Source organism: Psychrobacter immobilis (genome assembly GCF_904846225.1).
Classification (GTDB): Bacteria; Pseudomonadota; Gammaproteobacteria; order Pseudomonadales; family Moraxellaceae; genus Psychrobacter; species Psychrobacter immobilis_F.
Genome location: NZ_CAJGZJ010000020.1, coordinates 1 through 16,631, shown reverse-complemented (window position 1 = coordinate 16,631; position 16,631 = coordinate 1). Strand labels below are relative to the sequence as shown.

13 protein-coding genes are annotated in these 16,631 nt (G+C 42.3%); 5 read left to right on the top strand and 8 right to left on the bottom strand.

What is annotated here, in order from left to right; all coding sequences use genetic code 11:
• Positions 1 to 198: 198 nt before the first annotated feature.
• Complete coding sequence (gene recG, locus JMX48_RS11600) at positions 199 to 2,529, bottom strand: ATP-dependent DNA helicase RecG (protein WP_201537946.1); 2,331 nt, start codon at positions 2,527 to 2,529, stop codon at positions 199 to 201.
• Positions 2,530 to 2,684: 155 nt separating this feature from the next.
• Between recG and JMX48_RS11595 the strand changes: the two genes are divergently transcribed.
• Positions 2,685 to 3,677, top strand: coding sequence for a patatin-like phospholipase family protein (locus tag JMX48_RS11595; protein WP_201537944.1), 993 nt, complete (start codon positions 2,685 to 2,687; stop codon positions 3,675 to 3,677).
• Positions 3,678 to 3,838: 161 nt separating this feature from the next.
• Here the strand turns inward: JMX48_RS11595 and JMX48_RS11590 are convergent, their stop codons facing one another.
• Positions 3,839 to 4,426 carry a hypothetical protein gene (locus JMX48_RS11590; RefSeq protein WP_201537942.1) on the bottom strand — a complete coding sequence of 196 codons (588 nt, stop codon included), beginning with the start codon at positions 4,424 to 4,426 and terminating at the stop codon, positions 3,839 to 3,841.
• A 256-nt stretch (positions 4,427 to 4,682) separates the two neighbouring features.
• Between JMX48_RS11590 and argA the strand changes: the two genes are divergently transcribed.
• Positions 4,683 to 6,005 carry an amino-acid N-acetyltransferase gene (gene argA, locus JMX48_RS11585; RefSeq protein ID WP_201537940.1) on the top strand — a complete coding sequence of 441 codons (1,323 nt, stop codon included), beginning with the start codon at positions 4,683 to 4,685 and terminating at the stop codon, positions 6,003 to 6,005.
• Between the two features lie 162 nt (positions 6,006 to 6,167).
• Here argA and JMX48_RS11580 read toward each other — a convergent pair whose 3' ends face one another.
• Positions 6,168 to 6,899, bottom strand: a complete 732-nt coding sequence (locus tag JMX48_RS11580; protein ID WP_201537938.1) for an FKBP-type peptidyl-prolyl cis-trans isomerase — start codon at positions 6,897 to 6,899, stop codon at positions 6,168 to 6,170.
• Between the two features lie 460 nt (positions 6,900 to 7,359).
• On the opposite strand from JMX48_RS11580, the gene JMX48_RS11575 reads away from it, so the two are divergent.
• Together JMX48_RS11575 and JMX48_RS11570 are read left to right on the top strand one after the other, a co-directional pair.
• Positions 7,360 to 9,075: a mechanosensitive ion channel gene (locus JMX48_RS11575; RefSeq protein WP_201537936.1), complete on the top strand. Its 1,716-nt coding sequence runs from the start codon at positions 7,360 to 7,362 to the stop codon at positions 9,073 to 9,075.
• A gap of 276 nt (positions 9,076 to 9,351) precedes the next feature.
• Positions 9,352 to 10,134, top strand: coding sequence for an SDR family NAD(P)-dependent oxidoreductase (locus tag JMX48_RS11570; protein WP_201537934.1), 783 nt, complete (start codon positions 9,352 to 9,354; stop codon positions 10,132 to 10,134).
• A gap of 321 nt (positions 10,135 to 10,455) precedes the next feature.
• Here JMX48_RS11570 and JMX48_RS11565 read toward each other — a convergent pair whose 3' ends face one another.
• The 3 genes from JMX48_RS11565 to JMX48_RS11555 all read right to left on the bottom strand — a co-directional run bounded on the left by JMX48_RS11565 (position 10,456) and on the right by JMX48_RS11555 (position 13,959).
• Positions 10,456 to 11,145 (bottom strand): lysophospholipid acyltransferase family protein, encoded by a 690-nt coding sequence (locus JMX48_RS11565; RefSeq protein ID WP_201537932.1) that lies wholly within the window; start codon positions 11,143 to 11,145, stop codon positions 10,456 to 10,458.
• Positions 11,146 to 11,326: 181 nt separating this feature from the next.
• A complete protein-coding gene (gene parE, locus JMX48_RS11560) occupies positions 11,327 to 13,213 on the bottom strand; it encodes a DNA topoisomerase IV subunit B (RefSeq protein ID WP_201537930.1) in 1,887 nt (628 codons plus the stop codon).
• A 92-nt stretch (positions 13,214 to 13,305) separates the two neighbouring features.
• Complete coding sequence (locus JMX48_RS11555; RefSeq protein WP_201537928.1) at positions 13,306 to 13,959, bottom strand: YqiA/YcfP family alpha/beta fold hydrolase; 654 nt, start codon at positions 13,957 to 13,959, stop codon at positions 13,306 to 13,308.
• 187 nt (positions 13,960 to 14,146) lie between these two features.
• Between JMX48_RS11555 and JMX48_RS11550 the strand changes: the two genes are divergently transcribed.
• Positions 14,147 to 14,407 carry a DUF1289 domain-containing protein gene (locus tag JMX48_RS11550; RefSeq protein ID WP_201537927.1) on the top strand — a complete coding sequence of 87 codons (261 nt, stop codon included), beginning with the start codon at positions 14,147 to 14,149 and terminating at the stop codon, positions 14,405 to 14,407.
• Between the two features lie 280 nt (positions 14,408 to 14,687).
• Here JMX48_RS11550 and JMX48_RS11545 read toward each other — a convergent pair whose 3' ends face one another.
• Positions 14,688 to 15,461, bottom strand: a complete 774-nt coding sequence (locus tag JMX48_RS11545) for a hypothetical protein (protein ID WP_201537925.1) — start codon at positions 15,459 to 15,461, stop codon at positions 14,688 to 14,690.
• A gap of 349 nt (positions 15,462 to 15,810) precedes the next feature.
• Positions 15,811 to 16,455 (bottom strand): peptidase dimerization domain-containing protein, encoded by a 645-nt coding sequence (locus JMX48_RS11540; RefSeq protein ID WP_201537923.1) that lies wholly within the window; start codon positions 16,453 to 16,455, stop codon positions 15,811 to 15,813.
• Between the last annotated feature and the right edge of the window lie 176 nt (positions 16,456 to 16,631).

The window sequence follows — 16,631 nt, the reverse complement described above, 5'->3', positions numbered from 1 at the left end:
AATGTTTTAGATATCTAAACGGTATAAAATAATAGTTATAACCACTAGGGCGTGTCCTCGTTTTAACGATGTTTGGCAAAATTTAGCCATTTTTAACACATATAGATATTATTGTTTGACTTGAGGAGACGCCCTAGTTTTTTAAAGGAGTGAAAGAAATTAAGCACCGTTGATTTAGGTCAATTATTACTAGCCATTTTAGGCATTAGTATAACGACTCGCCTCAGGCATCCAACGATGAATAAGCTGGCTAACATCTGCTTTGCGCGATGAGTCTGCAATCAAATGCTTGGCCAGACGCTGAGCAATGGCAAATAGCTGTTCATCACGGATAAGGTCAGCCAAATAATAACCAACATTGCCCGTTTGCCGCTTCCCTAAAAGCTCACCTGGGCCACGCAGCTCTAAATCTTTTTGCGCAATGACAAAACCATCTGTGCTATCACGCAGGACATTTAGACGCTCCGTCCCCGTTTCCGACAAGGGCTTTTGGTATAACAGGACACAATAGCTTTTGGTCGAGCCGCGTCCGACACGCCCGCGCAATTGATGCAGTTGCGACAGTCCCAATCGTTCTGCATTTTCGATGACCATTAATGACGCATTGGGTACATCGACGCCCACTTCGATAACAGTGGTCGCAATCAATAAATCAAGATGACCGGCTTTAAACGATTGCATGATGGCTTGTTTGTCCGCTGACTTCATTTTGCCGTGTACCAGCCCAATACGAATATCCAGTCGCTCATTTAAATCTTCATAAGTCGCTTCCGCCGCTTGCGCGTCCAGCACGCTAGATTCCTCTACCAGTGAGCAAACCCAATAGGCTTGCCTACCTGCCGCACAGTTAACCGCGATACGCTCAATCACATCATCGCGGCGATTGCGATCAATGGTAACGGTAGTAATGGGCGTTCGTCCGGGCGGTAATTCATCGATAATAGACGTGTCCATATCGCCGTAGACACTCATCGCCAGCGTACGCGGAATCGGTGTTGCCGTCATAATCAATTGATGCGGTGTACTATTGGCCACGCCTTTATTGGTCAAGGCCATACGCTGCTCGACGCCAAAACGATGCTGCTCATCGATAATGACCAGTCCCAATTTGGCAAACTTGACTTGTTCTTGAAACAGCGCATGAGTACCGACGACGATCTGCACGGTATTCTCGCTCACCGCCTCTAACGCTTCACGGCGCTGCTTCGCTGTTTGCTTGCCAGCCAGCCAGCCGACACCGATGCCCAAAGGCTCAAACCAGTGTTTAAAGTTGAGCAAATGCTGTTCGGCTAAGATTTCTGTCGGTGCCATGATAGCCACTTGCCAGCCACTATCAAGTGCATAGCCTGCAGCTCCTGCGGCAACCAACGTTTTGCCAGCACCCACATCGCCTTGCACCAACCGAAGCATAGGCATTGAGGTTGCCATATCAGCCGTAATGTCTTTCATGACTCGTTGCTGGGCGCCCGTCAAATCAAATGGCAATGCCGCAAATAACGCGTCAGCAAGTGGACTGTTAATGGCGCATTTGGGTGCTTTATGCTGATGTAATTGCTGACGACGATATAATAGGCTTAGCTGATGCGCGGTGAGCTCTTCTATAATCAAGCGCTGACAGGCAGCATGCGTGCGTGCACTCAGTTGCGTTAACAATTTATATTGTTGACCGGCATCGGTATAAGTGGGCGGCGTATGGAGTAATACTAGCGCTTCAAATATCGTCAAATTATAGACATTACTATTAACGGTTCGAGTGGCGATTATATTGACATCATGGTTTGCATCATCAATAGTTGAACTGGCATTGTTATCCGGCACACTACGCGCCAATGTGGAAAATATGTCCTCTGAATAATCGGTCTCTGTCATCAACGATTTCGCTGGCTCAAAAGGCGCTAAAGGCAAGTCAGCAACCACGGTAAAGTCAGCGGTGGTAAATAGCGTCATAGGCAAGCCTTGACTACGAACCGTCTGTAAGGCCAGCTTAATCAAGGTACGCAGCTTATTCTGATGCAGGCCTTTTACGCTAGGATAAATGGGCTGCAAACCAGTATTGGTAACGGCAGCGCTCTCAGTGATTATTTGATATTCAGGATGATGCATCTGCTTACCGTAACGGCTTACTTTGACTTCACCAAACAGTTGCAAGCGCGTACCTAGACTCATCGTTTGGGCAAGACCGCGATAGACCTGAAAAAAACGCAAAGATATCGTGCCAGTATCATCATCTACGACGACTGTCATGCCGCTGCGCTTGGTATCGACATGTACCACTCGACCAGTGATTAATGCCGATTGCCCATGACCTGCCTCTGCTATCGAGACCAGCCGACTGCGATCCTCGTAATCACGTGGCAGATGCAGCAGCAAATCAAATATCCGTTTGATGTTCAGCTGCGCCAATTGTTCTGCGACTTTTAGACCCACACCTGGCAGCGCAGTCACGGGCATATCTAGCGCCGAGACTGGCAGCTCAGAGTTTGCATAGTCTGAGGAATTAATTGAAGAATGGCTCACTGATATTGGCATCAAAGATCCTAAAGATATGGGTTTTATATAATTGCTTATACTCAGCTATTTGGTAATACTGCTTTATATAAATCCAAAGATAAATAAGTCATTTATATCATACCAATAACTGATGTCTTGTTTTTTAAATTATGACAATTATATAAGGTCTTTTTATGTCTGCTCCTGCTGTCTATCAACGATACCGTCATCATTTATTATTAATGCGTATGAGCATGCTTACGGCATTAGGATTATTTATTAGCGCTTGTAGCACGGTGACGCCAACGACTCAAGCGCCTGATATGCCTAAAACAGAACCGCTTAAGGTGGCGTTAGTGTTGGGCGGCGGCGGCGCGAAAGGCTTCGCTCATGTGGGAGTGATTAAAGCATTAGAAGAGAATGGCATTACGCCAACACTCATCGTTGGCACCAGCGTTGGTAGTTTGGTGGGCAGTTTATACGCCAGCGGCTATACATCGACACAGCTTGAGCGATTGGCATTGACGACGCCTGATAGCGACTTAACTGATTTTGTCTTGTCCAATCAAGGTTTTATTGAAGGCATCAAACTCAAAAACTTTATCAATAATAAAGTACGCGGGCGAGCCATAGAAGAATTTCCAATCAGCTTTGCGGCTGTCGCTGCAGAAAAACACACGTTAAAAAAGGCGATTTTCACCACTGGCGATGCTGGGCTTGCCGTACAAGCATCCTGTAGTGTGCCCAATATTTTTATCGCCCCGCGCATTCCTGAAACCATCGGCAAAAAATATATCGACGGCGGTGTGGTGAGCCTAGTGCCTGTTGATAGTGCGCGTGATTTGGGTGCGGATATTATTATCGCGGTCGATGTGACGGCGTCTAATGCCAACAACCCTACTTCTGCTATAAATAAAATACCAACCCTTAACTCAATAAGCAGCTTGTGGGGATTTTTAGAAAATAATATCGCAGCTCAGCCAAGCACCAATCGTGCCTTATCCATACGCCGTGAACGCGATCGTGCCGATATTGTCATTACTCCCGATGTCGGTCACATAAGCTCAATAGATACCAGTCAACGCCGCGCGCTTATTAGCGCTGGCGAGCAAGCCACCAGACCACAAATCAACGCCATTAAACAGTTAATGAAACAAAAATCCGAGAGCAAGTATGCGACTCTCTGATTGATTGATAAACAATGCCCGTAATGACCCTATAAGCGTTAACGAAAAAAAGCACCACAGCTATTAACTGTGATGCTTTCTTTGATTAACCAAATATTACGTCAATGACAATAAAGAATCTCGCGTATTAAACGATTCCTTTATTTAACGCGTGCGCGATACTATTTAACCCGTGCGCGATACTTCACCACAACTGTATCATTAAGACCAACGCCTTCTAGATCCCAACGCACGGCTTTATAGTATTTTAACGGAATTTCTTGTAGTTGATTATCAACTTTTCCGCGCAATGGCATACGGGCAAAAGTATTGCCATCTGCACTACCGTATGGAAGATCAGGAGATACCGTCTTCAACAACTCGACTTGCTCAGGGATACTCATTGTGACGGTCATTTTACGCACTCGATCCGCATTGGTATTGGTAAAATATCCTTGATACTCTAAGACATTACCAGATTGTAAGCGTGTACTGGCGTTAACCGGAACCAAAACCTCTTGACCATTGGCATCAGCACTAATCAATGATGCGGTAATTTTACTATTAACGGCTTGTGCGCTTGAGCTGCTTTGGTTGGCATTTGCCTGAAGAGCCACTGAACCGTCAACGACTTGTTCTGGCGTCGGTAACATCGCTGAAGCTTGTGTCACTACTACCATTGCACCGATAAGCGTACCAGCAACAACGTGAAACAGGCGATGGCCGCTACAAGCACTAAATGGGCTGGCAAATTGGTTACTTTTTTTCATGATTTTCATTATCCCTAGTTAATATATCGGTAAAACGCCACTGGTAAAGCAATAGCGTTTAGCATAGCAAAAAGCGTTTGTACGTACATGAGCCCCGTGTAGAGGTTGTGTATATAGTCAATCAGCTTTAAATCTGGATGAATACTACTGAAATAAAAGATAGCTCATAACGACGTTTTTTGCTATGGTAAATCTTTAGCGATTGGCATTTATTTGCTACGCCCCTTTTCTTATTCTAACGACTATTGTTCCTATTATGACTACTAGCGCTATGCCACAAATCAACCCCGAATACGTCCATTGGTTTCGTAACTCTGCTCCCTACATCAATACACATCGCGGTAAAACTTTCGTGATTATGTTTGGTGGAGAGGCAGTCAATCATGCTAATTTTAGCACTCTTATTCACGATTTTGCCTTATTACATAGCTTAGGTATCAAATTAGTCTTGGTACATGGCGCACGACCGCAAATCGAGAGTAATTTAAAAGGTACGGGTATCGCCTCACCTTTGCATCAAGATATTCGCATTACGCCAAGGGCAGCGATGCCTGCTATATTGCAAGCAGTGGGCGCTATTCGTTTACAAATAGAAGCACAGCTCTCGATGGGACTGGCCAACTCGCCTATGTATGGCTCGCGCATTGATGCCATCTCAGGTAATTTCGTCACTGCTCGTCCTTATGGTATTCGTGATGGCATCGATTATCAAATGACGGGAGAAGTGCGCTCTATCGACGTTGAAGCCATTAAAAACAATCTACTGCACGACCATATCGTGATTTTAGGCTCAATGGGCTATTCAGCAACGGGTGAAGTCTTTAATTTACTGGCGGAAGACGTTGCTCTTAGCGCGGCTGTGGCACTGGGTGCTGATAAGCTTATATTCTTGGGTGAAGAAACAGGTATCAATGACAATGATCGTTTGCTACGCGAGATGATTCCAAACGAAGTCGATCGCTTTTTACGTGACCGTGATTTGAACTGTGAAATTAATTACTTCTTAAATTGTGCAAGTTTGGCTTGCCGTCAAGGCGTTCATCGCACGCACATCATCTCTTATGCCAAAGACGGTGCACTATTAGAAGAGCTGTTTACGCGTGATGGTTCTGGCACTTTGATTAGCCACGACCCTTATGAAGAGATTCGTCGTGCCGACATTGATGACGTGGTTGGGCTTATCGAGCTATTATCACCTCTAGAAGAACAAGGTATATTGGTCAGCCGTTCACGCGAAAGCTTGGAACAAGAAATTGAACATTATAGCGTCATTGAACGCGACGGTATGATTTTAGGCTGTGCCGCACTTCACCCATTAGACGCATCATCAGCTGAAGTGGCTTGTGTCGCCGTGCATCCGGATTATCGAAGCGGCAGCCGCGGTGCTGATTTGCTCGCATTTTTAGAGCAACAAGCACGTAGTCATGGTCTGCATAAGTTATTTGTTCTAACGACTCGAACGGCGCATTGGTTCGTCGAGCAAGGCTTTGCCGAAGTTGAGGCCAGCGCCTTACCTGAATCGCGCCAAAAAAAGTACCATAATGGTCGTAACTCTAAAGTATTCCAAAAGAATCTATAAGTAATACTCACATTGGTCATACCGATGCGAGATTGAGCATTCTTTTACGAGACTCATGCTTATAAAATATAAGTACTACTGAAACCTAAAAACGTTCAGATATAAAAAAAGCCTTCATAGAAATTATGAAGGCTTTTTTATTCTTATATGCTCAATAGCGCATTATTTTACTTTTAACAGCTCAACCGTGAAGATTAGGGTGCTGTTAGGTTCGATACCTGCGTTACCCGCTTCACCATAGGCAATGTCTGATGGGATATAGAACTCGTATTTACCGCCCTCTTTCATCAACTGTAGACCTTCTGTCCAGCCAGCGATGACTTGATTCAATGGGAACTCAATTGGCTCACCGCGCTCATAAGAGCTATCAAATACCGTACCATCAATCAATTTACCTTCGTAATTCACTTCAACCACATCAGTTGGTTTTGGTGATTTACCAGTACCTGCTTTAATTACCTTGTACTGCAAACCAGAAGCGGTGGTTTTCACGCCTTCTTTTTTGGCATTTTCTGCTAAGTATGCAGCGCCTTTGGTTTTATTGGCTCCTGCTTTTGTTTCCATATCTTTAGCAAATTGTGCTTCTTGCTCTTTTTGATACGTCATCAATACTTCTTGCATTTGCTCTTTAGTCAATGCTGAATCTTTACCTTCGTAACCATCACGAAATCCTTTCTCAAAATTATCAAGATCCAGATTCTTCACGGCTTCTTTATTGCCTTCTGCCATCATGAAGCCTAGGCTATAACCCACTTTTTCAGTAGGCTTGCTTTTTTCAGTCACTGCAACGCTTTGATTAGACTTTTCTTGATTGCCGTTATTTGCACTACAACCAGTTACTAATAACATGGCACTGACAAGTGCGCTAGCGCTTAAGGTAGTAATTTTATTCATAGAGTACTCTCAAATTATGGAAATAGTGGCAATATGTCACATACTTCTATAATAGCAAATCTTAGTTTTAGGAACCATGTTTGGGATGAAATTATCGGGCTAATGTACAGTCTATGTTAATATTTATCTTTATAATAACAAGTTATCACACAAATACAGTAACACGTTAAGCTTTCTATCTTTAAATCTACTAGCACATAAGCTAAGCTGAATCAGTTAAGATGATAAGTAAATGGGTGTTAGCTTTTATGCTTTTTATATAAATATCGGTAGTGAAGCAGTCTACACAAGGGAATTCGATATTTTGATAATGCGGCACCCTCAAAAATTATAATATCATCGCATAACTTCATTCAAAAAATACTATTTATTATAATCACCTATATAAAAGCGCCGCTTAATCATAATTGTATCCACAATATTTTTAGCAAATTTTATAGGGTGCTTAAAGGAGGATAAGATGAATCCAATGTATACATCGTTCAACGGTTACCTTGGTGGACCTATTGGTTCTATTATCGGCGCTATTTTGATTTTTATCATCGGTTGGCTAATAGCACTTGGCGTTGCAGCATTAGTACGCGGTGTATTGTCCAAAGTTAACTTAAACCAACGCATGAATTCTTCAACTGGCAAAACCTACGATCTTGAGGGTATTATCTCTAAGATTGTTTTTTGGTTTATCTTTGTTATTGCCATTTCAGGCGCTCTTAACCAATTGAATTTAAACGCAATCTCGGCACCATTTGCAAACATGGTCAACCAAGTATTGGCATTCATTCCTAATCTTATCGGTGCTATTGCTATCGGTATTATTGGTTGGGTCGTGGCGACAGTCGCACGCACTGCTATCGATGCAGCATTGTCTAAAACGACAATGGATGAGCGTTTAAGTGCTAAAGCTGGTGTAAAGCCAATGAGCAGCACCATTGCTGACATGGTTTATTGGTTCATCTTACTAATTGTCTTGACCATGGTACTTGGTCAATTAGAACTTGATGGTTTATTTGCACCATTGACCAATATGGTTGACAAAATCTTCAACTTTATTCCTAACATCCTCATTGCTGTTGTCGTCTTTGTCGTTGGTTATATCATCGCCAAAGTAGTACGCGGTATTGTGACCAATCTTGTTTCGACTTTCAACGTACAAGAACTTGCTGCAAAAGCAGGCTTGAACGAGCAAAACAGCCTACCTAACATCGCAGGTTCGCTAGCGTTTTTGGTCGTCATTATTCCAACTATTATTGCTGCATTAAATGCACTAAAAATTGAAGTGATTGCTCGTCCTGCAACGAACATGCTGAACAAAATCATGGAAGCATTGCCAAATATCTTTATGGCAGTGGCTATCCTAGTAGTAACCTTCTATGTAGTACGTATGGTTGCCAACATCATCAAAGGTTTGATTGAGAACACTGAGATTAATCAGTTACCTGCGAAAGTTGGTCTACAACAAACCATGGGCACTAAGAAAGTCTCTGACCTTGTTGGTTATGCGATTATCTTCTTTGCGATGTTGTTTGCCGCTATCGCAGCCGCTGATTTACTAGGCTTTATAGCTATATCAGCCATCATTACGATGTTCATCGCTTTTGGTGCCAATATCATCCTAGGCGCGGTTATTCTCTTTATTGGCTTCTGGCTTGCTAATATCATTGCTGGTGTCGTTGAGCGTTCTGAACAAGGTTCACAATTCCTAGCAAACATCGTACGCGTATTGATCATGGGCTTAGTACTTGCCATGGGTCTAAAAGCGATGGGTATCGCTGACTCTATCGTTAACCTAGCATTTGGCCTAACATTAGGTGCGGTAGCAGTCGCTTTTGCCCTATCATTTGGTCTTGGTGGTCAAGAAGCAGCAGCACGTTTCCTACGCAAAATGCAGGATAAAATGGATCATGAGCGTACTGAAGCAAAAGCTAAGTCTGCTTTAACGCCAAATTCATCAACGCAAGACAAAGTTGCTGATTCAGTTCGTGAAAACACGCCTACAGCGACAAGCACGTCAACTACTGACTTGCATACTGATGTAGTCAATACGACAACTCATATTAACACTGATGATATCTCTAACGACAATGTTCGTAATAATGACATCGGTAATAATGGAGTTGTTAGTGACGATCACCTACTTCCTAAAAACGGTCTTAATGACGATTTCAATAACAAGTAAGTATTAGTTACTCTGTATTTTTAGATATAAAAAAGACAGCATAGGCTGTCTTTTTTTATGGTATTAGAACAAGCCTTAACAATAGATAAGACAAAACTAAGCCATACAAACTTTATTAGAAATCATTAACTTTATAACAATGAATGATCATGATAATCTCAAAAAATATGAATCGGATGCAGACTTACAGATTGTAAACTGCGCGCCACCCCTATTCTCAGGTACATTTATTTAGGCCATTTAATAATCATTAAATAATAACAAGGATTTGACATTATGAAGCGCTTTAAAGAAAAAACAGTGATTGTAACCGGTGCAGGTTCAGGTATTGGCCGTGCAACTGCCATTCGCTTTGCGCAAGAAGGCGCCAGAGTAGTTTTGGTAGGACGCACAGCTGAAACTTTAAAAGAGACCGCAAAGAAATTTCCGCAAGATCATACTTGGATTCATACTGACAATTATCTGACCGTTGTTTGCGACATTAGTGTACAAAGCCAAGTACAAGAGATGATCAAAGCTGCCATAGATAAGTTTAAACAAATCGATGTTTTGGTTAACAATGCCGGTAAAGCCGTACAAGGCAAGATAACAGAGTTATCTACCGAAGATTGGAATTTAGCCATTAATATAAATTTAAATGGGAATTTTTATGTCTCACAAGCCGCAATGCCATACTTAATAGCAACTAAAGGCAATATCGTCAATGTTTCATCGCTATCAGGGATGGGCGGCGATTGGAATATGGCGGCGTACAATGCTGCCAAAGCGGGCGTTTCTAATCTGACCCGTACGCTTGCCTTGGATCATGGACCAGACGGCGTTCGTGTTAACGCGGTCAACCCAAGCGTCACTAAAACCAATATGACCACCGCCATTCAAGATAATAGTACTAAAACGGACAAATTCTTGGCTCGTAGTGCGCTTGGCCGTCTGGCAACACCAGAAGATATTGCTGCAGCGATTACCTTTTTAGCCAGTGATGATGCCGCTATGATTACAGGTGTCAACTTGCCAGTCGATGGCGGGGTTAGCGCTTCCAATGGTCAGCCACAATTTTAGGAACGACGGTTAAATCTCCTAAATTAAAATCAAAGTCTATCCATTAAAAAAAGCCCCTGATCTCAAAGTATCAGGGGTTTTTTAGTGATAGAAACTGAATAATAAGCATTTGATAACAAAAGAAGTGCAATAATAAAATATTCAATCATCGTAACCGTTATGACAAAACGCTTAATCAGCTATAGTCAAAAAAACAATACAAGCGCGACAGTACTACTGGAATGAATTTTTCGAAGCCTCTGTCTGCAACGGCACAGCAAGCGAGGAAAATTCATACCAGTAGTATCTGACTATTGATGTATCGATTTAACTTTTCACTGATTACAAGTTATTCACATCCTGTAGTGGCTGCGACAAGCGTTCAGGATATTTTGGCATCACGCCTTTATACTGAGCATAGACTTTTGGTAAGTCTGCCTCGATATCTCCAGTAGGATATACAGGCGATAAAAAACGTATTTCCTTGGTTTTATAATCCAATGCCACGGGCAAAATAGGGACAGCAGCGCCCAATGCCAGATAATAAAAGCCCGTTTTCCACTCTTTGGTATAATCACGAGTGCCTTCTGGAGATAATCCCAAAAATAGCGGCTCTCCTGTCTTAAACTTGTCGATACTCGCCTGCAACACCGATCCCTTATGACCACGATTAATGGGAATGAGACCCAGCCATAATAATATCTGTGCAAGTACTGGAATTTTGAATAGCGTATGCTTACCCATGATGCTCACTTTTAAATCAATAGCAAACAAACCGGGCAATGCGTAAAGGCCATCGAAATAAGAGGTGTGCGGTAAGGCTAATACGACTGCTTGCGACACATTTGGGATATCGCCAACGGTGCGCCAGCCTAATAATTTCAATAAACGCGACCCGATAACTGGCGTAATAGTACCGCCACGTTTGGGAATCAAGTCACCCAAATCTTTTTTGCCAAGTTTTGGTAAAACTTTAGAACGTGCAGACGTCGCAAGAGCAGATTTAGAACGATTCAAAAATTTCGATGTCATAACGGCACCAGATAATAAAAGATATCCTTATCATAGCATTAAGCGCCTGCCACTCAATTAACTTTTATAAGCTTTTATTAGGCCGTGTCCTTATTTTAAAAATGATCATAAAAATGAGATATGATCGTTTGAATTGAGGACACGCCCTAAGGCTTATCTAACGTTAATTATCGCTCATATCTTATGAAATATGAGCCAAGTTACCTTTATCTTCAAGCCAAATCTTACGATCAGATGCGCGTTTTTTTGCCAGTAGCATATCCATGATGTTATTGGTTAGTACCATATCATCCATGTCCAATTGTACCAATCGGCGAGTATCACGGTTCATGGTCGTTTCGCGTAGCTGTTCTGCACTCATCTCGCCCAGTCCTTTAAAGCGGGTAATCTGAGCTTTTTTATTGCCGGGTACATTGGCCAAAATATGCGCAAGCTCTGGCTCATCTAGCGCGTAATGAACCTCTTTACCGATATCCACGCGATATAATGGTGGCATCGCGACAAATAAATGCCCCGCATCGACCAACGCTGGGAAATGTTTGACGAATAAAGCACAGATGAGCGTCGCAATATGAAGGCCATCAGAGTCCGCATCCGCTAAAATACATACTTTGTCGTAGCGTAATTCGGATAAATCATCCGAGGCTGGATCAACACCGATTGCAATCGCAATGTCATGAATCTCTTGGCTAGACAGCACCGTATCTGAGGATACTTCCCACGTGTTCAAAATTTTACCGCGTAGTGGCAATATCGCTTGATAATGACGATCTCGTGCTTGCTTAGCTGAGCCGCCAGCAGAATCACCTTCTACTAGGAACAGCTCTGCGCCATCGCGCAAATCACCACGGCAATCAGCCAATTTACCCGGTAATGCCGGACCTTGAGTAATCTTTTTACGCGCGACTTTTTTAGCTGATTTTAGACGACGTCCCGCTTTATTGATAGCCAATTCAGCAATTTGCGTACCCATATCGGCATGTTGATTTAACCATAAGCTAAAAGCGTCTTTCGCTAGGGTTTGTACTGCGCCAGCTGCTTCACGACTAGATAAACGCTCTTTGGTTTGACCTGAGAATTGCGGCTCAGAAAATTTGAGAGAGAGAATATAATTCACCCCATCCCACACATCTTCTGCCGTCAATTTAACGCTACGGGGTAATAAATTATGGATATCACAAAACTCACGCAGCGCCTCTAAAATACCAGTACGCAGGCCATTAACATGCGTGCCGCCTTGAGCTGTTGGAATAAGGTTCACGTAGCTTTCTTGAATCGGTGTACCACCATCAGGCAACCAAGACAGTGCAAAGGTAATGGCAGCACGTTCGCCCGCTTTCGCATCGTAATTATAATAGAACGGTGCTTCAGGTAATGTTTCAAGACCGTCTAACTGTTCGCTTAGATACTCGACAACTCCATCAGTAAACTGCCAAACAACCTTTTCATTATTGATATCATCGGTGAACTCAATCGTCAATCCAGCGGCCAAAACTGCTTTGGCTTTCAAATTATGCTTGAGCTGCTTCACATTAAATTTTGGCGTATCAAAGAAGCTACCATCTGCCCAAAAATGCACTCTGGTACCACGTTTGCGTTTGTTTGAGCTGACCGCTTCAGTCAACGGCGTGACTGGTGCGCCGTTTTCAAACGCCATATCGAACTGTGTACTATCACGCCATACGGTCACTTCAACGCGTGTTGAGAGCGCATTGACGACGGAGATACCCACACCATGCAGACCACCAGACACCTCATAATTGGAGGTCGAAAACTTACCGCCTGCATGTAAACGCGTCAAAATCAGCTCAATCCCAGACTGCTTAAACTCAGGATGAATATCGGTCGGCATGCCGCGCCCGTCATCTTCGACAGACAGCGAGCCATCACTATGTAACTGAACTTTGATGGTTTTGGCATAACCCGCCAGCGCTTCATCAACTGAGTTATCAATGACCTCTTGCGCCAGATGGTTTGGGCGCGTGGTATCAGTATACATACCGGGACGACGACGGACGGGTTCAAGCCCTTCTAAAACTTCTAACGATTGCGCATTATATTCACTCACAAATGCTTCCTTTAATATTCACAGATCATTGATTCTATTGACCCATTATAACGAAAAATAGCGCCATTAACGGTAATAGTCCATCGCTCACGTCAGATAATGTCGTCTATTTGAGCCTCTACTAAATTCTGTAGCATATCTATCACCATCGGTAACTGCTCACCAAAATCGCTAAAACGATGATCGCCACCCGCTTGTACCATTACCGATGCGCCCTGCCCTTGATAAAAAGCTTTGGACAACTCAGCATTCAACAACTCATCCCCTTCTTTGAGCAGTACAGTAACTTTCTTGGGATAATTTACTTGGGATATCTGATAGTCTGCAAACCATTGTAGATCAGCATTCGTAATATCCCAACCGCCCGCCGTCGTATGGAAAATTTGATTCTCTGACGCTTCATTTTTATCACTATCACTATTTAACAGCAAATCATTAGCAAAGCGCTGTAATGTCACATGTGGCTGAGTACTAGGATTCAACAGCAAAACTACACAGCCTGTGTGATTGCTGACCAAAGTGGAAAAATAGCCACCTAACGAGCTACCAATTAGTACGGTTTTGTTTCCTCTACTCAGTTCGGTTACCAATTGTACCAACCGCTCAAACACTTGCTCAGGGGTATTATTAAGGTCTGGACGATATACATTAATATCAGCATGGTGCTGCTGACAGTACTTTTCTAACAACAAACCTTTAGTAGAATTGGCATCGCTGTCCAATCCATGAATATAAATAATGTTCATGCATCAACTCACTTATTGGTTTTATTATGATTGTTTTATATAGACTACTAAAGCCGAGCATAACACCCGTTTATTAAAAATAGTAACAATAAAACGGCACACTATTATTCATGATTTGCGACATAATAGTATTATTACAATAGTTGGTGCAAATCAAAGGAATGACAGTAATAGCAAGGGAACCACCATGAACCAACAGTTTGAGCTGTTCGAAATTGCCAATCCTTGCATTGGTGTTTGTCAAAGTAATAAGAAAGGCTATTGTTTTGGCTGCCTGCGCAGTCGTCCTGAGCGGCAATTGTGGCATGACATGACGACAGAACAGCGCCGTGAGGTATTACGGTTAGTTTCTGGACGTAAGATGCGTATCGAGCAGATAAAGCAGCGTAAAGGCGAGCAGTTAGGATTTGATTTTGAGGAAGAGGTTGAGGTTGGCGAGTTGTTTTAGAATGTGAAGACCTTAGTGCAATGTCATGAAGCAATATTTACTGATTTTGCTCTAAAATAATAATTTTTATGACTCATTTGCACCTTTTAATGCCCAAACAACTACATTCTCTTTCTCCAATTGAGGTTGACGTCCCAGCTCAAAGTTAGGACACATGAAAAACACAAATTTTAATTTGGCATTAGTCTCCAAAACTTTATTTATGTCTTTCCTTAGCTTTTAGTTTTTCGTTGGCGATAATGACGCAAAAAACTCCTTATCCAAGCCACCACATTCCGATTCAATTTATCCTAAATTTTTTACCATCTTTCTGAATGAAAACAGGCTTATTAGTTAATTTAGCAAAATCATAAAGACTCATAAATTTTTCTTCTTTGAAAGACTTAGGAATAAATGCTAAATAAACAGCTAAATTACCATAAAATAAAATTTTACCACAACATGCTCCTGAGAAATCTCTTGGCCCTATTGTCCATTGAAATACTTCTGGGTTTTTCCCTTTAATTTCAGTAGCAGACAACTCTTTACTCATTTGCTCAACTGCATACTCTCGATAACCAGACCATCCTCGATCCTTACTTGGCACATAAACTACTTCACAAATCACTTTTCCTTTGAAGCGTTCTCCTAACTCATGGAAATACAAACCTCTACCAATTAAAGCAAAACAATTATTTAAACGCTCAAGATCTGGTTTCCCCCAAGCTATATCAACAATACTTCCATTTTTCAATTTATAGGATTTAATTTCATAATCCTTCAATATTTTTTCGAATAATCTTCCACCACTTCTACGAATAGCACGGTCTACTTTGGTAAACTTATGCAGCATCCCAATATCATTACATCCGATTATGCCTGCTAAACTAGCTAGTAAAAATTCATCGTCATCAGATTTTTTCCCATTATGTAGTTCACAACTTGGAACTGTAATCAGCTCCTTTCTTAAATTCTGTTTCAATTCAGTGGGAAAAAGACATTTGGGTGGGACGTGCTCACGGCTGACTGGTTGTCTATCACACGCATAACACGACTTTGAAGTTTTACTAGACATTTTACATATATCTCTAACCATCAAATATCTATTAAATTTAGCATTAATAATATCAACCAACAATATAAATATACGAAGAGAGCTATATCGAGTATTTTTTCCTACCTATGGTAAATGAAGTAATGTCTAAAAGTTAATAAGCATCATTTTCTTAAAATCAATAATTCTGACAAAACACACAAAGAAAAGCCCCTTCTGCATATGTAGAGGAGGCTTTTACTTAGAATAGAGAGCTGACGATAACTTACTCTCATATCAGTAAACCACACTACCATTGGCGCTACGATGTTTCACTTCTGATTTCAAAATTCATCAAGTGATATATCGTCTTTGTTTTTTACCTTCTTATTTATAGCGGCTTAGTGATTAAGCTATAAAGAGTACGTATCCCATCAACATAGTTGCCCATTCGCATATTCTCATTAGCAGCGTGCTGGTTGTTGTCGGCATTCACTAGCGGCACAATGACGAATGGCACTTGCAAAGCGTCCACGATCTCTGCCGTTGGCACAGTGCCGCCCATCATGCGAATACGTATTGGCGCTGGCGTTGCACTAAATGCCTCAGTCATCGACTGGTAAGCCCATTTTCCTACAGGCGCATCCATCGGTGTAGCCGCAGCGTTCCCGCCTTTGCTTTGATAAGTGAAGCTTGCTAACTTATCAAAACGCGCTCTGTCGTCATCGGTAGGTGTGCCTGTCACCAAATGATAGCCTTGTTTTTGAATATGAGTCTCAACAAGCTTGGTAAGGTAGTTGGCATCGGACTCTGGAGTCGTACGTAGATCCAGCTCAGCAACCGCCATATCAGGCACAATAGTAGCCACCTTATCGCCAATGGCAGCCGACGCCATTCCTCGAACATTAAGCGATGGATACTGCATTGCCTCTTGATAATTAGTCCCTACCTTATAAGACTGCCAACGCAGAAATTGCTTAATAGGGGCACACGAGTCACTGTTTTCAGATGAACTAAGCTCTGTTTGGCTTATCACTGTTTTCAGATGAACTAAGCTCTGTTTGGCTTATGACTTTTTGTAGTGTTGAATTGAGTAGTGGGACTTTTAAGCAAAGGATAAGACAGTCATCTAAAACCCCACGCAAACAAAACCCCCTTACACTTTTGTGTAAGGGGGTAATGAGGAATAGAGAGCTGACGATGACCTACTCT